This window comes from Patiriisocius sp. Uisw_017 (assembly GCF_047731265.1).
In the GTDB taxonomy this organism is placed as follows: domain Bacteria; phylum Bacteroidota; class Bacteroidia; order Flavobacteriales; family Flavobacteriaceae; genus Patiriisocius.
In genome coordinates, this window is sequence record NZ_CP159835.1 from 1036124 (window position 1) to 1056998 (window position 20875).

General features: G+C 35.0%; 21 protein-coding genes. 6 read left to right on the forward strand and 15 right to left on the reverse strand.

What is annotated here, in order from left to right; translation table 11 throughout:
* Nucleotides 1–150 precede the first annotated feature (150 nt).
* Nucleotides 151–519: a hypothetical protein gene (locus ABXT67_RS04690; RefSeq protein ID WP_415376128.1), complete on the forward strand. Its 369-nt coding sequence runs from the start codon at nt 151–153 to the stop codon at nt 517–519.
* A 589-nt stretch (nt 520–1108) separates the two neighbouring features.
* On the opposite strand, the gene ABXT67_RS04695 is transcribed toward ABXT67_RS04690, so the two are convergent.
* Nucleotides 1109–2032 (reverse strand): nicotinic acid mononucleotide adenyltransferase, encoded by a 924-nt coding sequence (locus ABXT67_RS04695; RefSeq protein ID WP_415376129.1) that lies wholly within the window; start codon nt 2030–2032, stop codon nt 1109–1111.
* Nucleotides 2033–2213: 181 nt separating this feature from the next.
* Between ABXT67_RS04695 and ABXT67_RS04700 the strand changes: the two genes are divergently transcribed.
* Nucleotides 2214–3218: an NAD(P)H-dependent glycerol-3-phosphate dehydrogenase gene (locus ABXT67_RS04700; protein ID WP_415376130.1), complete on the forward strand. Its 1005-nt coding sequence runs from the start codon at nt 2214–2216 to the stop codon at nt 3216–3218.
* Nucleotides 3219–3226: 8 nt separating this feature from the next.
* Here ABXT67_RS04700 and ABXT67_RS04705 read toward each other — a convergent pair whose 3' ends face one another.
* The 4 genes from ABXT67_RS04705 to ABXT67_RS04720 all read right to left on the reverse strand — a co-directional run bounded on the left by ABXT67_RS04705 (nt 3227) and on the right by ABXT67_RS04720 (nt 7163).
* The gene (locus tag ABXT67_RS04705; protein WP_415376131.1) at nt 3227–4897 is read right to left on the reverse strand and encodes a helix-turn-helix domain-containing protein; all 1671 of its coding nucleotides are present in this window, start codon (nt 4895–4897) and stop codon (nt 3227–3229) included.
* Between the two features lie 173 nt (nt 4898–5070).
* Entirely contained in the window at nt 5071–5466 is a 396-nt protein-coding gene (locus tag ABXT67_RS04710) for a hypothetical protein (protein WP_415376132.1), read from the reverse strand.
* A 209-nt stretch (nt 5467–5675) separates the two neighbouring features.
* Nucleotides 5676–6695 carry a phenylalanine--tRNA ligase subunit alpha gene (gene pheS / locus ABXT67_RS04715; RefSeq protein WP_415376133.1) on the reverse strand — a complete coding sequence of 340 codons (1020 nt, stop codon included), beginning with the start codon at nt 6693–6695 and terminating at the stop codon, nt 5676–5678.
* Nucleotides 6696–6806: 111 nt separating this feature from the next.
* Nucleotides 6807–7163 (reverse strand): hypothetical protein, encoded by a 357-nt coding sequence (locus ABXT67_RS04720; RefSeq protein WP_415376926.1) that lies wholly within the window; start codon nt 7161–7163, stop codon nt 6807–6809.
* A 390-nt stretch (nt 7164–7553) separates the two neighbouring features.
* Here ABXT67_RS04720 and ABXT67_RS04725 point away from each other — a divergent pair, with 390 nt between their 5' ends.
* The 4 genes from ABXT67_RS04725 to ABXT67_RS04740 all read left to right on the forward strand — a co-directional run bounded on the left by ABXT67_RS04725 (nt 7554) and on the right by ABXT67_RS04740 (nt 8878).
* Complete coding sequence (locus ABXT67_RS04725; protein ID WP_415376134.1) at nt 7554–8063, forward strand: CvpA family protein; 510 nt, start codon at nt 7554–7556, stop codon at nt 8061–8063.
* 87 nt (nt 8064–8150) lie between these two features.
* Nucleotides 8151–8531 (forward strand): hypothetical protein, encoded by a 381-nt coding sequence (locus ABXT67_RS04730; protein ID WP_415376135.1) that lies wholly within the window; start codon nt 8151–8153, stop codon nt 8529–8531.
* Entirely contained in the window at nt 8509–8832 is a 324-nt protein-coding gene (locus ABXT67_RS04735; RefSeq protein WP_415376136.1) for a hypothetical protein, read from the forward strand. The genes ABXT67_RS04730 and ABXT67_RS04735 overlap by 23 nt, the downstream gene beginning before the upstream one ends.
* On the forward strand, nt 8792–8878 hold the full coding sequence (locus ABXT67_RS04740) for a hypothetical protein (RefSeq protein WP_415376927.1): 87 nt from the start codon (nt 8792–8794) through the stop codon (nt 8876–8878). Before ABXT67_RS04735 ends, ABXT67_RS04740 begins: the two co-directional genes overlap by 41 nt.
* A gap of 82 nt (nt 8879–8960) precedes the next feature.
* On the opposite strand, the gene ABXT67_RS04745 is transcribed toward ABXT67_RS04740, so the two are convergent.
* The 10 genes from ABXT67_RS04745 to ABXT67_RS04790 form a co-directional block, all read right to left on the reverse strand.
* Nucleotides 8961–10811 (reverse strand): SulP family inorganic anion transporter, encoded by a 1851-nt coding sequence (locus tag ABXT67_RS04745; RefSeq protein ID WP_415376137.1) that lies wholly within the window; start codon nt 10809–10811, stop codon nt 8961–8963.
* A gap of 82 nt (nt 10812–10893) precedes the next feature.
* Nucleotides 10894–11187, reverse strand: coding sequence for a hypothetical protein (locus ABXT67_RS04750; protein ID WP_415376138.1), 294 nt, complete (start codon nt 11185–11187; stop codon nt 10894–10896).
* Nucleotides 11188–11257: 70 nt separating this feature from the next.
* Nucleotides 11258–12004, reverse strand: coding sequence for a tetratricopeptide repeat protein (locus tag ABXT67_RS04755; protein ID WP_415376139.1), 747 nt, complete (start codon nt 12002–12004; stop codon nt 11258–11260).
* Nucleotides 12005–12011: 7 nt separating this feature from the next.
* Nucleotides 12012–13793, reverse strand: coding sequence for a BatD family protein (locus tag ABXT67_RS04760; RefSeq protein WP_415376140.1), 1782 nt, complete (start codon nt 13791–13793; stop codon nt 12012–12014).
* A gap of 4 nt (nt 13794–13797) precedes the next feature.
* Nucleotides 13798–14688, reverse strand: a complete 891-nt coding sequence (locus tag ABXT67_RS04765) for a tetratricopeptide repeat protein (RefSeq protein WP_415376141.1) — start codon at nt 14686–14688, stop codon at nt 13798–13800.
* A 61-nt stretch (nt 14689–14749) separates the two neighbouring features.
* Nucleotides 14750–15802 (reverse strand): vWA domain-containing protein, encoded by a 1053-nt coding sequence (locus tag ABXT67_RS04770; protein WP_415376142.1) that lies wholly within the window; start codon nt 15800–15802, stop codon nt 14750–14752.
* Nucleotides 15803–15909: 107 nt separating this feature from the next.
* Entirely contained in the window at nt 15910–16914 is a 1005-nt protein-coding gene (locus ABXT67_RS04775; RefSeq protein WP_415376143.1) for a vWA domain-containing protein, read from the reverse strand.
* Nucleotides 16904–18580: a BatD family protein gene (locus ABXT67_RS04780; RefSeq protein ID WP_415376144.1), complete on the reverse strand. Its 1677-nt coding sequence runs from the start codon at nt 18578–18580 to the stop codon at nt 16904–16906. Before ABXT67_RS04780 ends, ABXT67_RS04775 begins: the two co-directional genes overlap by 11 nt.
* A gap of 52 nt (nt 18581–18632) precedes the next feature.
* The gene (locus tag ABXT67_RS04785) at nt 18633–19496 is read right to left on the reverse strand and encodes a DUF58 domain-containing protein (RefSeq protein WP_415376145.1); all 864 of its coding nucleotides are present in this window, start codon (nt 19494–19496) and stop codon (nt 18633–18635) included.
* A gap of 75 nt (nt 19497–19571) precedes the next feature.
* Entirely contained in the window at nt 19572–20576 is a 1005-nt protein-coding gene (locus ABXT67_RS04790; RefSeq protein WP_415376146.1) for an AAA family ATPase, read from the reverse strand.
* Nucleotides 20577–20875 lie beyond the last annotated feature (299 nt).

The following is a 20875-nucleotide window of genomic DNA, read 5'->3' on the forward strand; positions in this document are numbered from 1 at the left end:
TATTTATTATTCGCATTACTTACTGTTCTATTTTCTTGTTCTGAAGAAGACACTTCTACTTTTTAAAATTCGGAATCTTTTGTTAGTTCTATTTCACAGAGTTATTCTGTAGAAAAATTATCAAATTATGAGCCTCTATTAACGGAAGACTTGCAAAGAGGAGGCGGGAAAAATGGTGTGTCTCTTGTATGTTCTGGTGAGTGTGGTTGCCAATTTTTTATAAATATGGATTCAGGTCAAGGCGGTTGTACCTGCTCTCCTTGCACAATGACCATTACATTTCATGACAAAAATCCAACCACAAATAAGGATTTTGAAACAAAACCGTTTTATTCTAGTGTGTTAAATTTAGGATTTTTTAAGATGATGTTTACTGAGTATGATGAGTTCCTTTCAAAAAACTTTCCCGATATTTCACAAACCAATAACTTCAAAAACATAGATTTATTCTTTGGGAAAAAAACATTATTGGAACGTTCAGCTTTATTGACGACGAAGGTTCTGAAGATAATGTTTTAGTTATTTATGAGATTAATGCAAAACGTGGGCTTGGAACAACTTGGAGTGTTAGTTGTTCTGGAGAATGTGGCTGTGCAGCCGGTTTCGATTTTAAAACCAATAATGCAAGTTGTTCTTGTTCTCTTTGTACAATGGTAGTTACTCTAAAAGATAAGTAATTCGATTTATTGTAATCATTAATCGAAATAACTGTTAAATTTATAAAGGTCAGTAGTTAGTTACTTAGATTACAGATAAAATAATCTCTAAATGTCTTGTTGAGCCTTTCGACAGGCTTAAGATAAACTAAAGTCGAAACCTACTTTTAACTGGCGAATAGTTCTCGATCGTTGCACTAGGTATTATCAAAATAAATTGCATTGATTTTTCAAATAATGCTCAAGCGGACAATAGAATATATTTTAATATATGAAAATCAATATTGTAAAATTATATTGTGGTGCGTATTTAACTACTGACCTCTATAAATTTAATAAGAAAAGCGAAACCGCCTCCAATTCAAGTAGAATCGAAAAGCGGTTTCTAACTAACCAACCAAAAAAAGCTTAATGTCTTTTTACTATTTTTTATATTCAAATAAGATGCCAAACTAAAACTGATTAATGTTTTTCATTGTTTTTTCAATTTCAGCAGCTGTTTTTCTGAGCTTCCCATCTTTGTTTTTATATTCAATATACCCTCTTCCTCTAAACTTATAAGTAGTTCCAGAACTAGAATGATACAGTAATATTGTATTGTCATTGATAACGCTCAACTCAAAATACTCATTGCCTAAAAAGTCATAATCTAACGTTAAATATTTCAGGTGTTGGTTTCCGACCACATTGTCAACATTATAAATGCCTTGATAGTTCCAATAAAGATTATTGATATTTGTCCCATTTTGATCTTGTGAACTCAAGAAGTTTCCATCACCACCTCCTGGCAAAAATGCCACATAGTTTTCATAGTCAAACTCACTAAGAGCACCTTCTTGGCTTGTGTATACTTTTTCCCAAATAGCATATTCTTGTAAAAAATAATGAATATTATCGTAAAACAAGCCGTTATAATCAAAGGTGTCACGTTGATACCCAATAAGTACATACGATATATCGAGTGACCTGTTGTACAGCTCAATACTATTATTGCTTAATTGGTTTACCTCAAAATGATAATAACCATCAATATCGTGGGTTATGTCTACATCAAAATTATAAACATCATAAAAACCAACGTCGATTCCATATCCATATCCTTGGTCTCCTATGCCAACTAAATTATTGTTTGCGTGCAAGGTTCCGCTTACAAATGACATGGTAAATGCTGTTTGTAAAAATGGAATGTACCCATTGCCTTGTGTTTGATTTATATCAACATACCACAATTCATAAGAGCCCATTAGTTGCCCTAATGTTACAGTTGGTGGAGTGTTACCATTGTGAGGTTCTTCAACGATAACAGTTTCCGTATAACAAGAAGTCAAGAGCATTGTTACAAGGCTCATTCCTAAAAATAGTTTCATCGCGTTCATAAGTCATCCTGTTAAAGTTAATACCTCTCAATTTTCATAAATTATACCAAAAGCATAGTTCGCTGAAAACCAATTAAATAAGCTAATGCTTTCGATTGGTTTTATAAAACTGAATATTCATACTATCTACTTAAATTCTATTTTAATTCATTATTTTTGAAATACAGACACTACTAAGTTTATGGAAAAACAACTCAAGTTTGCAGTATTGGGAGGCGGAAGCTGGGCAACAGCCATTGTAAAGATGTTATGCGAAAATCTTGATGAAGTGGGTTGGTATATGAGAAGCACCTATGCGCTAGAACACATTAAAAAAGAACAGCACAATCCTAATTATTTGAGTTCGGTTGAATTTAACCCAGAAAAACTAAAGCTCAGTAACGATATTAATGAAATAGTCGCGTATGCAGATTATCTTTTTTTTGTGATACCGTCAGCTTTTGTGCATAAGGAATTGGAAAGTTTAACCGCTTCATTAGAGGGTAAAATTATCTTTTCTGCCATTAAAGGAATTGTTCCAGAAAGCAGTCTTATTGTTGGGGATCATTTTAACACCCACTTAGGCGTTCCATTTGCTGATATTGGGGTGATTTCTGGACCTTGCCACGCTGAGGAAGTTGCGTTAGAACGATTGTCCTATTTAACCATTGCATGTGCGGATCAAGAAAAGGCTGAAATTGTTTGTAAAAATCTTAGTTGCGATTATATAAAATGCAACGCAAGCGATGATGTAATTGGAACCGAATATGCTGCGATGCTCAAAAATATTTATGCCATTGCTGCCGGCATTGCACATGGATTGGGCTACGGGGATAACTTTCAAAGTGTGTTGATGAGCAATGCCATTCGCGAAATGAAACGCTATGTAAAAAAGGTTCATAAAATGAAACGTGACATTAATGACTCTGCTTATTTAGGAGATCTATTGGTAACGGGATACTCTGTTTTTAGCAGAAATAGAATGTTTGGGAATATGATTGGAAAAGGCTATACCGTTAAAAGCGCTCAAATGGAAATGAGTATGGTGGCTGAAGGATACTATGCCGCAAAAAGCGCCTATAATCTAAATCAAGCGAAAGGAAAGAATAAAGCTAAAACACCCATTATAAAAGCAATTTTTGAAATTCTTTATGAAAATAAAAATCCAAAAATTGTATTTCTAAAATTGACTGACAAATTGAATTGATTTTTAAATCATTCCCCATCCATTTCTAACTTTTTCAAATAATAACTAGGATAAATTTTATGCTTTTTATAAAATGCCTTTGAAAAAGATTCTCCACTTTTAAAACCACTTTCCTCTGCAATTGCCTTAATAGTATACTTTCTAAAACGCGGGTTCTCGTTTAATTCTTCTATAGCAAATGCCACTCTTAAGTCATTGAGATACTGGGAGAAGTTCTTATCTATTTCTAAATTCACAACCTTAGATAAATACGACGAATTTGTGCCAAAAGACTTTGCGACTTTATTTAGTGTAGCATTTTTATCTCTAAATAACTTTTTATTTTGAAATTCCTCCAATTGTTTTAAAATCGAAACTATAATTTCTGGCGAAATATTATTGGTTTTTGAAACTTCTTTTGGCTTTCTCTTTTCGGCCTTTTGGTTTGTCATTAACTCATCAAAACGTTTTTTATAAACTGTTTGACGAGAATATACATAAAACAGTAAAAACAAGCCTATTGCTAATGCACCAGCGACCCACCATATTATATTTCTTGCCGCTGCATTTTTATTTTTGAGACTGTCTATCTCAAATTCTTTACTTTCAACAAGCTCAGGAATAATAAACCCTTCATTGGTTTCTGCTTTAACTTTCTGTTTTTTTGCATTAATTAAAGTAGTTACTTCATTAAGCTTATACAGGTACTCTATTTGCTTTTTAGAATCTCCTTTTTTTCTATAGTGAGCAATTAGCGTTTCGTAAACATCAGGAAGTTCTGGATGTACTATTTTATTAATTTCATATTCTTTGTCTATTTTTTTAAGAAAGTCAACGCCAAGGTTCTGGTCACCAATTTCAAAGTAATATTTCCCCATGTTAAGATCAAAATAGCGAACATAACTCGCATTGTAGGAGTCTCTATATATGTCCCCTTTTATAAGACTATCCTTTGCAGATCGTATTCTGTTTTTTTGAAATAATGGTGCCGCAGATTTAGAAACAAATTCATAATATGCCACGGTGTCTTTTGCCGCCAACGCGTTTTCAATTCCTAAATTATAGTAATGAAGTGCAGGATCTGGTTCTTTCAGTTGTACGTATCCAAGCCCAATATTTTTTAATGTTGTTAGATAGTTTTTGTTGTCTTGGAGCGTGTCAAATTTTTTAATTAATTCCAGCGTTAGAAAATCGGTTTCAAGGCTTTTTGAGTAATTACCCCATAATTTATTTACTGCTGAAATTGTATTTAATGCTGCAATTTGCTGCTCCACATTATTTTTTGATTTAGCGGAACGATATCCTAAAATCGCATTTTGCAAACTTGCGACATACTTCTCATCATAAAACTGAAAATAAGACTTGTACAAATATCCAATAGCAGGAAAGTCTATATGATCACTATTAATAGAATAATGAATGGTACTGTCCAACATTTTAAGGGCTTCCTCTTTTTCTGAAACTCTAGCCAACTGTTCGTATCCAAGACCAATTTTTGTATAATTACCCTCTAATTTCCCTTTTATAATAGTGGCGCGGGCAATTTGCTTTGCAGTTAATGTATCCTTTATTTTCATGCTAAAGAGCAAGGAGAGGTAGTCGTAAGATTTAGACTCTAAATAGGCACTACTATATTCTTGCCCTTTTACTAAAGTAGCCGTGCCGATGGTAATAAAAAGTATGAAGAATTTTAATTTCAAATTTAGCAAGGCTTTATAATGAAAAATCTACTACCCTAAAAGTAGCAATTATAAAGCGAGAGCGAAAGAGCAAACTAATGATGAGACAAACAAAATAAGTAAACATCTTAAAAACAGACGTGTAGCGATTATTTTAGAAGTCTCTATTTATAAATAACGCCTTGTAAGTGCTGTTATCTTGCCAAAACACCTTTAGGATTCATTACCGGAAGGGCAACAAGGTTCTCTTCGACAATAGAAAACCGTGGTAACTCAAATCGCTTATCATACATGTTTTGCCCTCTAAAAAAGGTAATTGTAAAGAAATTATCAAGCTTAAAGACACTCTCATCAATGTATTCAATCAAGGCAAATCCTTTAGCAGGAATTATAGCAATTGACTTGCGCATAGGAGCGGTCATATCTTTTTCATCATACCCTTGTGTTACTATTAAAACAGTCTCAATGGGGGTTTCACCGTCATTAATAATATAAATGTTCCAGTCTTGGGTATTATAGGTTTCGTTAAGTTCATAAACCGCCGCAACGTAAACATCTTTAACTTCTGGGATTTCAATATCTTTTCTCACCGTAATAATTAATTATATGTTTTGGCAGTAACTTTAGTACGATCTTAATAAGTTCCGCCTTTCATTTATTCTAAGCAAAATAAAAGGGCTCAAAAAAAGTCGTAGTAAATTTAAAATATAGGCATTGATTATCTTTAAAAATTCTGGTATCTGATTGGCTTTTAATGAATTATTCCTGCGAAAATGATTCATTCCAAATTGTGCCTAAGCTAGAAACTCGCCTTAAATTGTTCTAAAAACCTAATATCATTTTCGCTCAACATTCTTATATCTTGAATTTGATGCAACAACATCGCAATCCTATCAATCCCAACGCCGAAGGCAAACCCGCTATAAATTTCGGCATCAATACCACAGTTTGTTAATACGTTAGGATCTACCATTCCGCAGCCTCCTATTTCTAGCCAACCTGTTCCTTTTGTTATTTTGTAATCTGTTTCGGTTTCCAAACCCCAATACACATCTATTTCGGCGCTAGGTTCTGTAAACGGAAAATAAGAAGGGCGCAGTCTAATTTTTGATTTGCCAAAAAGTTCTGTAGTAAAATATTGCAAAGTCTTTTTTAAATCTGCAAAGCTCACCCCTTTGTCTACATAGAGCCCTTCCACTTGGTGAAAGAAACAGTGAGATCTTGCTGAAATTGCTTCGTTACGGTATACGCGTCCTGGAGAGATAGTCCTAATAGGCGGCTCGTTATTTTCCATGTACCGCACTTGAACCGAAGAGGTGTGTGTGCGTAATAACACATCAGGATTGGTTTGTATAAAAAACGTGTCCTGCATATCTCTTGCTGGATGATATTCCGGCAAATTTAGGGCTGTAAAATTATGCCAATCATCTTCAATTTCTGGACCTTCTGAAACGTTAAAACCAATGTTCGAGAAGATATTTATGATTCTATTTTTTACAATTTCAACAGGATGACGAGATCCAATCTCGATCGCTTGCCCTGGTCTTGTTAAATCTTGTAACGATTCCGTTGCTTCAGCTTCGTTTTCTAAACTCGCCTTTAATTCGGCTACTTTATCTTGAGCTGTATTTTTAAGCGTGTTCAATACTTGACCAAATTCTTTTTTCTGATCATTTGCGACGTTTTTAAATTCCGCAAAAAAATCATTCAACAGTCCTTTTTTTCCTAGATATTCGATTCTGAATTTTTCAATGTCTTCAGTCGTTTCACTTGAAAAGGCTTTTACTTTTTCAATATGTCCTTTTATCTTGTCTATCATGTTTCGGCTCTGCTCACCACAAGTGAACGATTATATGACTTATTAGTACAAAATTACAGAAACTCATATAAAAAGCTCTGTTTGTTATTTGTAATTTGGTTTTTTAAATTTTTATTTAATCACCTCTTTCTCAACAAAATATTGAACAATGGCATCTTTCATTAAGACACTTTGCTCCCCAGCTTTTAAAGGCGGAAGTTCTTCTAAAATTTTATAATGGGGCCATCCTTCCTCGTCAAAAAATTCAAATTCATAATAACCAAAGGGCTCTAAAAGTCTACATATAGCTATATGCATAAGATTAAGCTTTTCATCCTTTTTGAATTTACGTTGCATCTGTCCCAATTCTTGAACCCCTACTAAATAAATAATTGCATCTAAATCCAAGGTGTCTCCGTCTGCAAAGCGGTTACTTAAAAATGTAACTAGCTCACCCCAGCGTTGTTTTAATTGTTCGTCTCTTGCCATGTCTTCCTGAGTAGGCAGGAATCTCTTCCTAGCCAATCTCCTTATTTTAAATATAAGCCACAAAGATATTGAAATCTATTAGGGTATTATAGTAATTCGTCCTTTGTGTGATTTAGAAACGGAACCATTTATTGTACATAAAATTAGTAAATTGTACTCCAAAATAACTTTTAAAATTGAAACTAACAGGCTCAGCTCCTTCCCCAGCGGTTGAAAATTAGAAATGAGACGAAATGTTTTTTCCCCCGCGTAATGGTTTCTGCCCGTGTCGCGTATATATTGCGTGATAGATTTCGGAAAAAACATCAACGAAACTAACAAGGGTTTGTTCGAAATTCAGAAGGGGGACTTTTGAAATCGCAAATGAACTCTTAACTCTTAACTCGACATATGAACATTATAGATATTGTCCTTGGCGTCATCCTAATTTTTTCATTTTATAAAGGCCTAACAAAAGGTTTTTTATCCACGATAGCTTCTTTACTGGGTTTAATTTTAGGTGTTTATGGCGCTATTCATTTCTCGCATTACGCAGCGACCTATCTTTCTGAAAAAGTGGATTGGAACGAGCAAACTATAAACTTAACGGCTTTTGCTATTACATTTATTATAATCTTACTCTCCATTTCTATTGCTGGAAAATTACTTACTAAAATTGTAGATTTCGCAGCACTTGGTTTACTCAACAAACTCCTTGGAGGCCTTTTTAATACTTTGAAAATGGCTTTTATTGTAAGTGTTATTTTTATGTTTATCAATGCATCACAAAACATAAGTGGATTGTTAATTCCTGAAGAAAAAAAGGAATCCTCTTTACTCTATGAACCCGTCACTAAGATTGCACCTTTGATTCTCCCCAATATTTTAACTGAAGTTGATAAATTGAGGAATGAGGATTAAATTGAAAATTAATCGTACCGTTTTAAATAATGTTGATCTTGTATTTTTCTGATTAAAAGAAAATCCCTAAACTTACTTTTCTCCCTAGTGATGTCTAACATTTTTAATTATGAAAAACATACTTTAATCATAATAATTCTTATTAAACTAAATACACTGGCGCAGGACCCACGGCTTTATGATGAAACTTGGTATTTAAGGAACTTCATCATTAATAATAGTGATAATTTTCCTCCTACATCGACAAGATTAAATTTTACTGATGATACTCCAAATGATATAATTTTAGGTATTTGTGATGATTTTAATAGTAATAGTGTGTGTTTTGATATTTCGAATTCAACTTTTACCGTACTTGAAAACAGTTGGACTTCTGGTGCCGGTGGTTGTTTTAATCCTACTGACACCGCTTATTTGTTTTTATACTATGCATTTTACGAGGATAATGACGCTACGGCATACTTATGAAGTTATCCCTGATGGCAATGATTTAGAGTTGATTATTACTATACCAAACGGTGACCAAACCATATATGGCAATACCTTACTTGGCAACAATGATATAAATACTGTTACACTTTCATTATATCCCAATCCAACTACTACCACTTTAATGTTAGATAGATTAGATGATCGCTTGTTTAATAGTACCTATTACATTCTAGACATCACTGGTAAACAACTCATGAGTAAAACAATAACCACGGCAGGTTTTTTTTACAATAAATGTGGAAGATTTAAAAGTAGGAGTCTATTTTATAAAAATTAAAACCAAAGAAGGTACTTTACATACAAAGCAATTTATCAAAAAGTAAAATTCGAAATAAGACTAAAAAAGCTCCTAAAAAACACCATTCTAGGAGCTTTTTATAGCTCATACTTTTTCAAATAAAAAACTTATACTATATCCTCCACATTCTTAGTAATGTATTCAATAACATCTTCAAAATTTTCAAAAATAAATTCTTCCGCAATTAAATCTGGTATAATGTCAATACTTTCCATCATCATTCTAGGTTGCTCTAATAATTTTACTAGCAATACTTTTACCCCATCATTATGCAATTGAAGGATTAAATCTTCCAGCGCATATAAACCAGATTGGTCTATATAAGACACAAATCGCAGTTTAAGTATTAAATGGGTGGCCGTATCAGGAATTTCTGTAGCGAGTTCTTGAAAAGCACTTGTATTAGCAAAAAATAAAGGGCCAGCAATTCGTTTTAGAAACACTTCTTCTTTCAATTTTTCTGGAATAGGAAATTCTTGTTTCCAGCTTAAATCTAGAGAAGCAGAGTCTGAAAGCGCAACCACTTTAGACCTTTCAGCAATAGAGTCTCCAATTTTTTTCATAAAAATAATCGAAGCCATAATCAATCCAATTCCTACGGCATATACTAAATCCCAAAAGACAGATAGTAACATAACAACCAGCATAATAAGCACTTCACTTTTAGGCATTTTAGGAATGGCTTTTAGGCCTTTATAGTCCATAACGCCTATACCCACTGTTATCAAAATACCCGCTAACACTGCGGCAGGAATTTGAGAAGCAATAGGGCCTAATGCCAATAAAATAATAAGTAAAACGAGTGCCGCAACCATACCCGATAGTTTTGTAGTACCACCGCTATTGATGTTTACCACCGTTCGAATAGTTGCTCCAGCGCCTGGAATACCTCCAAAAACAGATGCAATACTATTACCAATACCTTGACCTATCAATTCTCGATTAGGATTGTGCTTCGTCTTGGTCATATTATCTGCAACTACACTTGTCAAAAGTGAATCTATTGCTCCTAAAAAAGCCAATGTTAGTGCCGTAAATATATAAGGCGATATTTGGCCCACTTCAAAAGTGTAGAACATTTGAAGGTTCAAGTTTGGAAATCCTGAAGGTATTTCTTGAATGGGTCTGTAATCCAATTTTAAAAAGTAGGCTACTAAAGAAACTACCAACAAAGCAACTAACGTACTAGGCACTTTTGTGGTAATACGTTTAAAACCAAATATTATAAATATCGTTGCAGCTGCAAGGCAAAATTCTAACCAGTTTATGTTTTTTAAAGCCCTCGGCAACGATTTTATTGCGCCCAAGACACCAGATCCGGCGGTTTTTGCAAGGATCATTGCTTCTGCATCTATTTCATCTTTAGTAATAAGCTCAGCCCGCGCGACGGTTTCCTTGAAATCTTCTAGTACTAAAATTCCCTCACCAGCTTCTTCTTTTAAAATTTTATCTAATAAAACTTCTTCTGCTTCGGGTTTAAATTGTGTTATGAACTCTTTATCATCTACCGTATAATATCCCAACATTGGAAGAATTTGTGTTACCAAAATTATGACACCAATGGCAGTCATAAATCCAGAAACCACAGGATATGGAATATACTTTATATATTTTCCCAATCCCAAAATACCCAAACAAATTTGAAATAAGCCTGCAAGTAAAAACACCAATAAGATAAATGGAATTGCTTTCTCAACATTGCCATCATTTGCAGCAATAATACCTGCAATGATAATCATTGAAACCGCAGTCATAGGGGCGGTAGGGCCGGAAATTTGGGTGTTTGTTCCTCCAAATAAAGACGCGAAAAAGCCAATCATAATGGCTCCATAGAGTCCTGCGCTTGGTCCCAAACCTGATTGTACTCCAAAGGCAAGCGCTAAAGGAAGTGCGACAATACCTGCTGTTACACCACCAAATATATTGCCTCTAAAATTTGTAAAGATATTTTTAAACATAGTATTTGTATTAAAAAATGTTTGCAAAGCAATTGGATTGCCTGCTTAATAATTGTTTGTTGTTTATTAAAATTTATAAGAACTAGGTCTTGTCTGGAGGAGGGGAATAGTTAAAAGAATAGTCCTTGTCACTATGAAAGTCCTTGCGCGTTTTTAATGAAGGGTTTTTTGTGTTTAATCCTACCGCTATTGAGGAACATACTATTTCTGTAGTGATTTTATCTACCTCAATGTCTATCTCAGAATCAATAATTTCTTCTTCATTTGTTGAAAGAACCACCTCCATCGCATCATTTTCAGTTATTAATAGCGCACAAAGTGGCGCAATTAAATTTGCTGAAAAGAGAAACAAAAATAGAAAAACCTGTTTTTTCAATGATATTTTTTAAACAATATAAGTAAAAATAGCAATTTAGCTTTATCAACAGGTTAATAACCTATTAAAGCTATAGAATTTTCAAATCTGTTTTAGGAATCCATCCATCTTTACCATCAGAAAGAACTATTCGCAACCAGTCTCCGTCGCTGTCTAAAATTTGGACTTTTGTGCCTTCATGAAGAACAAAGGCATCGTCACTGCTCATTTTTGGAGCTGTTTTTATCTGGGTAGATATAGCAAAAATAATAGCAGGCTTATCATTTTTAAAGTCATTAAATGTACTATAAGCCATTATAAAAACTCCTAAAAAAAGCAATACAGAAACAATAGCACTTGAAAAGTAAAATCGTTTTTTACTTTCACTATTTCCGAAATAATATAATAAGAAAAGCAACACGAACAACATCGAAAATACGACTACCAAGTATGCCCATCCTTCGTAAGTAAAAAGCCTCGCCAGACTAATATACCATTTTGAAAAAACAGTTTTAGGTAACGGTTCGATGGCATCAATCCTTGCATTTTCAGCAAAAGCTAGATTGATTTTTGTGTCAGTATCTGCCGGATCCACTTGCAATGCTTTCTCATAATAATAGATACTTGGCCCAATCTGGTTCAATTTATAATGCGCATTTCCCAAGTTGAAGTATACCTCAGAACTCTGCTGTTCACTTTTGACTATTTTAGTCCAATTAGCGATGGCTTCCGTATAATTTTCAGATTTATAGTTCTCCTTCCCCTTTTCAAAAAGCAATTCATTTTGCCCAAATAATAGGGTAGAACAACATAGCAATAGATATAGCAACTTTTTCATTTTCTATCTATTGTATTTGTTTGTCTATGGTTGAAATTGTATTTGCTGCCTTTTCATAGTCTTGCTGAATCGTGACATTTGAAGCAGGGGTATATCTAGCAAACTCACAACTCTTAAGTAGGCCTTTAAAATCTGCCACTACTTCTTCAGAAACTTGTCGCTTTATAAGCAATTGCTCGATATATTCCTTTTCCATTTCGCCGGTTTCAATACTCAACTTTGCTTTTAAATAATTATGCAGGGCTCGCTCTAATGCTTCATAAAAAACAATTTTATCTCCTTTATTCTTTTTGGCCTCGTAAAGATACTTACGCGCCATTCGGTTCGCTTTTCTAAGTCTATTTCCTTTCACGTCTGCCAAGCGTGCTTTTCGTTTTCTTCCGCCAACAATAAATAAAGGAATTAATAACAAAGGGCCTCCAACTAAAGACCAAAATAGCGTTGATTGAAAAAATATAGGCTGTTGTATGGAAGCGAGATTGGCTTCTAACTTTATATATTTAAAATTCTCTTCCTTAAGAATTATTTCTTCTGAAAATAACCCATTGTTAGTCGTTGAAGCTACTACCGGTTCGGTTGTTACAGGGCCATTTGGCACCTCTATCACTAATTCATTTGAGGTGACACTCTTATAGGTTTCGGTTTTGGGGTCAAAGTAAGAAAACACTATAGGGCGTATGGGATAAGTACCCTTATATTGAGGTACAATAGTATAGCTTTCTGAAATACTTCCACTTATTCCTGAAGCTTGGGTCCTAATATTTTCTATGCGTTCTGGCTCATAAATTTCGAGCGAATTAGGTACTTTAACTTCCGGCAATGATAAGGTCATTAAGTTTCCATTTCCAGAAACAGTTGTAGTAAGTGTTAATGCTTCGTTTGCATCCAGCACCATTTTATCACTCTGTATATTGAACCTAAATTCTCCAACGGCGCCACCAAAATTAGCAGGCTGCCCTTCTAACGGTAAAGGTTTAACGGTAATGGTCCGCTTTCCCGCTGATATTGTTTTGTTCACACGGGTTGTTAAAACCCGACCAAATAAATTACGTTTTGTGCCAGGCACATCAATTGGAACGTCCAATGTTAGTGGCTCAATATCCAACGCTCCTGTTTTTTGAGGATATAAAACAGTAGTTCTAAGGATTACATACCTATAATCTTCCCCATTATATTTTCCTTCATACACCTTATCCAAACGCACCGCATCTATACTCTTACTCCAAAAATCTGCATATCGAGGCGTATCTAATTGTCGCCATTGGCTAGTAATGTTTACCTCTTTTGAAACGTACAATTTGTAGGTTACGGTAATACGTTCGTTAAGAAAGGGGTTTGGATCAGAAATTTCTGCTATTAAATGTACATTGTCTTCTGCAACAATGTCAGGGTTAATACCCTCTGTAGGGTTTTTAACTGCTGCTGTTACTTGAACATCTAATGGAATACTTTTATACCTTTTTCCATTAACTATTATAGATGCTTGACCTATTCTAATTTTTCCTTGTCTCGTAGGAGATAAAAAATAAGAATACGTTTTTGAATAGCTGCGTATCCCATTAATATATGAATTGCTAATTGCTTGATTGGGTCCGCCAACTACTCTAAAATTTTCAAATCTGGGTGGATTAAAATCGTCCCCGTCTGCGTTCATCTCAAAATCTACTCGCAACCGTTCATTAATCCCTAGCTTTTTCTTGCTCACTTTTGCATCAAACTTTACCTGCGCTTGCAAGCCAACTGCAAACGTGCTAAATAAAAATAAAAAGAATAGGTGCTTTAAGTTCATAACATTACCAATCTTTTTCAGATTTTACTTTGGCTCCTTTTTGCTTCTGCGCGTTTATTTTGTCCTGTACTTTTTTCTCCTCGTTGTTCATAGACTCTAGCAAGTTCTTAACTTCTTGAGGTGATAATTTTCCAGGAACGGGTTGCTGTTGTTGTGGCTGATCTCCCTTTTCTTCATTATTATCCTTTGGCTCTTCAGGTTTTCCCTTATCATCTTTATCACCTTCTTTTTTATCATCTTCCTCGTCGCCTTTATTTTCATCCTTTTTATCATCACCGTCTTCACCGTCCTTGTTTTGATCTTGTTTGTCCTGCTCGTCTTTCTTATCTTCATTTTGATCTTGCTTATCCTCATCGTCACCTCCACCTTCAGGAGGGTTTTTCTCTAACAAATCTTTTGCTAAAGCGAAATTATAACGCGTTTCGTCATCTGTTGGATTGTTCCGCAATGCATTCTTATAAGCATCCACAGCACCAGCATAATCCTTCTTATTCATCATCGCATTACCTAAATTATGAAATGCTCTGTGTCGTTCTGGTTTTTCGGTTGCGGTTCTTGCTGCTTGTTTAAATCGTTCTAAAGATTCTGATGAAAGATTATTTCGGTAATATGCATTTCCTAAATTATAATTCCCCGTGTTTTCCTTTTCATTTAAGGAAATGGCCTTGCGATACTCCGCTTCTCCTGCTACAAATTTATCTTCAGCCATGTATTCTGAAGCTTCACTCAAATATTCCTGAGATTGCTTTACTATTTTTAACGCTTCCTCGTTTTCTTGTGCTGTTAAAGAAGTTGATACAAAAAAGCATACTGAACACAGTAAAATCATCAATGATTTACTCCCGATATTAAAATGAAATAAAGTCTTGTTTTCTTGCATCTTTTTCGCCATCATTTCGGTTTATATAAAATTCTAAGGATTCGTATTGCTTACCGGCAGCTTATTCCCTCTAAATTTACTTCGTAGTTTTATTTTGATTAAATAAATTGAGTTTTTGAATCCAAGTTGTTTTTCTTTCTAACAGAAATATATCTATTAGCAACAAAAATAATGCCCCAGCTAAGAACCACTGAAACTGATCTTTAAAATCTGAAAACTGCTTGGCATCAAATTCTTTTTTGTCCATTCCGCTTAGAACACTTTTTACTTTATCTACAACGTCTTTTGTGTTTGATCCATTGATATATTCACCCTCTGCGGCCTTTGCAATTTCTCGCAACGATTCTTCATTGAGGCGCGTAATTACCGTCTGTCCATTTTGATCTCTTTTAAATGAAACGGTGCGCCCATTTTGCTTTATTGGGATGTTATTTCCTTTCTCTGTCCCAACCCCAATCGTGTAAATTCTAATTCCTTTTTCTAAGGCTTGTGCTGCAATACTTTGATATTCTCCCTCATGATCTTCTCCATCGCTTACGATAAAAAGAACCCTGTTTTTTTGTTCAATATCGTTGTAATACGTTTCGGCCAACTGGATCGCTTCGTTCATTGCAGTTCCCTGCGAGGAAACCATATCGGTATTCATTCCACTTAAAAACAAACGCGCTGAAGAAAAATCTGTCGTAATAGGCACCTGCGGAAATGCACTTCCTGCATAACCAATAATTCCAATCCTATCGCCAGCCAAACTATTTATAATCTGCGAAACAAGCTGCTTTGATTTTTCCAAACGGTTGGGCGCAATATCTTCCGCAAGCATGCTTTTTGAAACATCTAGCGCAAAAACAACATCTACTCCTTCACGTTTTACTGTTTCTAGCTTTGTCCCAACTTTTAGATTTACCAATGCAAAACTCAGACAGGTTAAAGCTAAACAAAGCACTATGATTTTTAAAACCAATTTAAATGGTGACTGAGAAGGGGCTAGTTTTTCGAGTAATTTTCTATCTGCAAACTTCTTTTGAGTATGTCGTTTCCAAACAAGTACCAAGAACAATAATACTAGCAGCGCCGGTATGGCGAGTAGTGCATAAAAATATATGGGTTGTTCAAATTGTACGCCGTTCATCTTTCTTTATTCAGTATTTTAAAAATTTGACCACTATATTACCAATCGCTATTTAAAACTATAAACCTGCTTTCTAAAAAGCACCAAGCTCTAAACAGACTTAAGTGTTAAACGAAGCTTCTAAAAATCGTATACCTTAATAACAATTCTAGTCCTAATAATCCTAGGGCCAGTAAAATCCAAGGTCTGAAAAGTTCATTGTAATTAGTGTATTTAAATTCTTCGATGTCGGTTTTTTCTAATTCGTTTATCTCGGTATAAATCTGTTCTAAACGGGTATTGCTGGTAGCTCTAAAATACTTTCCTCCGGTCTCATCAGCTATCTCTTTTAAGAGCGTTTCGTCAATTTCTACACGTTGCATCCCGTATTGAAATTTTCCGTCCGGCCTTATCCCTATTGGGCTTTGCGCCATTCCGTTAGTTCCTAAACCAATCGTGTATACTTTGATCTCAAATTCTGTTGCTAATTCGCTGGCGATTTTAGGATCTATAAAACCCGTGTTGTTTACCCCATCTGTCAACAAAATAATTACTTTGCTTTTTGCGCGGCTTTCTTTCAATCTATTTACAGCAGTCGCTAAGCCTGAGCCAATTGCCGTTCCTCCTTCTATAATAGTATTATACGAGATGCTTTTTAAGGACGTGAGCACAATATTTTTGTCGCTTGTGAGTGGCGTTTTTGTAAAACTTTCACCTGCATATTCTACGAGTCCAATCCTATCTGTAACCCGATCCTTTATAAAACGTGCTGCAACATTTTTTAATGCCTCTAGTCTATTGGGCTTTAAATCACGCGCTAGCATACTTGCTGAAACGTCTATCGCCATCACAATATCAATTCCTTTATTGCTAACTGTTCGCGTAGTTTCATCAACCGTTCGTGGCCTTGCCAATGCAACAATAATTGCTGAAAGCGCCAACATTCTAAAAATGAAAAGCAGGGGTCTAAGTTTTGCCAACCAATTTTTTGGCGTCTTAAATCCTTTTATACTGGATATTTTTAAAGCTGCTGTTTGTTGATTTCTTTTATAATAATACCAAAAGGCTACCCCTGGGAGTATTAAAAACAACCAGAACCACTGCGGATGTACAAATTCAAAATTACTTAGCATTTTGGGCTTGTTTTTCGGTTACTTCCAATTCTATGGAATCTATAATTCGGTTTTTAACTTCGGTTGCATAAAAGTCTCGTTTATTGTTTAAAATCAAGACTAATTGCATGCTTTGTTCCTGCTGAAACATAAGCAAAGTGTATTCTAATTTCTCTTCCGCAATTTTTCCGTTTGGATATTTTAAATTAAAATCTCCGTATGCTTTTAATCCTTTAATGCCAGTTTCAGTTTCAAAATCTTCTCTTTTTACTACTAGATTGAGTGCGCCATTTTCCTCAATTTTTTGAAGATTCATTTCTAAACTCTGCTCTAAATTTAAAGGGACGCTATCGCGATAGGTCGTTGTGTTTAACCTGATACTGAAATCGTCTGTAAAAGAGCCATATTCAAAAAGGCTTGTCGTCACGACTACACCGCGTGCTTCTTCAGGAATTTCTACTGGTTTTCTTAGTAAAACACGTGGTGTTTCTATAATAATTCCTGGTGCGCCGTAGTCACTTTTTACCCAAGTGCCTTCTGCCATCTCTCTCGTAGGATGTCCAAAGACTTTATCTTTTACAACATCATATCCATAAATACTAGACAAGACAACAAGGGCAAGTAGTAGTGTTGCGACCGTTCCTAAAGTTCCAAACAGAACATGCTTTTTAATGCGTTTTTTGCGCTGCTCTTCTCGATACAGTGCATCTAGTAATAATTCTTCCTCAGTAGGTTCTGGGATGGCCTCGTGCGTGTGGTGTATGATTTCTTCTACCGCATTTCTATCTGCCTCAGATTGCCCAGAGGCTTGCTGCATTTTTGCAAATTTCACCAAATCTGCACGCTTTAAAATACTTTCAAGTTTCTTGATGTCTTCCGTATCAAAATCAAAATAACCTGCTTTTTTGTGTTCTTGTAAGCGTTCGATTAGCTCGTCTGTGGTACTCTCTTGCGCGCTTTTATCAACTTCTCTATCAAGGTATCTTTTTACAATCGTAGTAAGTAGCGAGTAGTATTCTTTTGATTTATTCTGAAGTAAATAATCGCTTTTATCCAATTCTTGCAAGGCAACAATCGCCTCTTCGTAAGGTGGTAATTCTTTTTCGCGTTCTCTTTTTATTTTCTTTCGTCTTAAGTAGAAAAAGATGCCTGCTGCAATAAGAAGTATGGGAAGCATCCAATAAAGTAAGACCGTAAAATCAAAAGGTGATTTTTTGATGTCAACCACTGGTTTGATATCAAACATTTGTTGTTTTGTAGTGTCTACAGCAACATCTCGAACCTCAACTTGTATAGAATCTGAAAGATAAAATTTGTTGTTGAATATTATTTTTTGGCGCGGAATGGTATAGTTTCCAGAATCAAATTGTGTGAGTCCATATTCTTTTCGATACTTAAACTTGGAGGCTTCAAAAGTAGTGTCTGTTGCATATGACTCTATAACTTCCAAGGGAAGAAAGCTTTGTTGATCTGGGAATACAACAAGGTCTGTAGAATCTGCTTCTATTTCAAACTGAATGCGAAGTTCTTCCCCAATTTTAATTGAGGTGGTGTCTATCGAGGTTTTTACTTGAGCGATGCTTAATTGAGAACAAAGAACAAAGAATAAAGAACAAAGAGTCCTTTTAAGAAGAGCATTGTTGCTCTTCCTATTCAATTTAATAATCGTACATATTAATTTGTACATTCTATTTCTCTTTTTTTATAATTGAGACGCGATGAATCTGTTGTCTAAGGCGTTAACGCCGTTTAAAATAACCCAACAATTTTTTTACATAACTCTCGCCTACGCGGCAATGGATCGCGCCCGCACCACTTTTCTTAAAGGCGTCTTGAAAATAATCAACGCGTTCCTTATGGTACTTGCCGTAACTATTACGAACAGCCTTTGATCCTGTATTAACTAAAATCCCTTTACCTGTCTCCTCATCTACCATTTGCACCATTCCTAAATTAGGAATGTTTTCTTCTTTTTCATCGTACACTCTAATTCCAGTAACATCATGTTTCCCCGAAACAATTTTCAAAGAATTTTTATACCCATCATCCATAAAATCTGAAAGCACAAATACGATGGCTTTCTTCTTCATTACGTTGGTCAAATATTTCAAAGCCTGCGTAAGGTCTGTTTTTTTGCTTACAGGTTTAAATTCTAATAATTCGCGGATGATTCTTAAAATGTGTGACTTTCCTTTTTTAGGCGGAATGAACATTTCTATTTGATCTGTAAATAAGATGATCCCAACTTTGTCATTATTCTGCAATGCTGAAAATGCTAAGGTAGCTGCGATTTCAATAATGATTTCATTTTTAAATTGTGCGTCAGTTCCAAAAAATTCTGAACCACTAATGTCTGCCATCAACATCAACGTAAGCTCACGTTCTTCTTCAAAAACTTTGATATATGGTTCGCTATAACGCGCAGTTACATTCCAATCTATATTCCGAACGTCATCCCCATATTGATATTGGCGCACTTCACTAAACGTCATCCCGCGGCCCTTAAACGTACTGTGATACTCGCCACCAAAAACGTTGTCGCTCAAACGGCGCGTTTTGATTTCGATTTTACGTACTTTCTTTAAGAGTTCTTTTGTATCCATTTTTTGATGTACGGTGTGCGATTTTGGATGTGCGATTTATAAAATCGCACCTCATAATTCTAAAATCGAAAATCCTTACGGTACTTCGATCACATTAACAATTTGATTAATAATGTCCTCGCTGGTTATGTTTTCGGCTTCTGCCTCGTAGGTAATTCCAATACGGTGACGCAACACATCATGAACGATTGCTCTAACATCTTCTGGTACAACATAACCGCGACGCTTAATAAAAGCATAACATTTTGCTGCAACAGCAAGGTTTATACTTCCCCTTGGTGAAGCTCCAAAGCTTATTAAAGGTGCTAGATCTGGTAGTTTATAATTTTCAGGGTTTCTGGTTGCAAATACAATATCAAGGATGTATTTTTCAATTTTCTCATCCATATACACTTCTCTTGCTGAGCTTTGTGCACGTAGAATTTGATCTATGGTAACCACTTGATTTACCTGTTCATATTCGCCCTTAAGGTTTTGACGTATGATGAGTTGTTCCTCAGCAAGCTGTGGGTAGCTAATAACCGTCTTTAGCATAAAACGATCTACTTGCGCTTCTGGTAACGGATATGTTCCTTCCTGTTCAACAGGGTTTTGAGTCGCCATTACTAAGAATGGTTTGTCTAGTTTAAATGTCGTGTCACCAATGGTAACTTGTTTTTCTTGCATTGCCTCTAAAAGTGCAGATTGCACTTTAGCTGGTGCACGGTTTATCTCATCTGCCAGCACGAAGTTGGCGAAAATAGGCCCCTTTTTAATTTTGAAGTCATTCTCTTTCATATTATAGATAAGCGTACCTGTAACATCTGCAGGAAGTAAATCTGGTGTAAACTGAATACGACTAAAACTGCCGTGTACTGCTTTTGACAATGTATTTATCGCCAAGGTTTTTGCCAATCCAGGCACTCCCTCTAGTAAAATATGTCCTTGTCCTAAAAGTCCAATAAGTAAGCGTTCGATCATTTGTTTTTGACCTACGATTACTTTATTCATCTCCATTGTTAAGATGTCAATGAAGGCACTTTCTTTTTCAATCTTCTCGTTTAACGCGCCAATATCTACAGGCGAAGTTGTTTGTTCCATAGCGTTTAATATTTCGGTATTATAAACCCAATTATAAGACTTGCAATTTTCGCAAATATTGCATTAAATGCTGTTAATTAATGGTTAAAATCTAAGTTAATTCACGGAAATAAAACTCCGAAGTTTCAATAGTTTTACATCTAAAATGATTTTCAATAACAAATTCAATAAATGAAAAAACACAAATCATGCGTATGTGGTAATTTTTATGCGCTGTAGAGATTTAAATTTGGTTATTTTTATAGTTAAAATAACACCCCCTACCGACCTCCTCTAAAAAGGGTCCAGAACTAAGATTT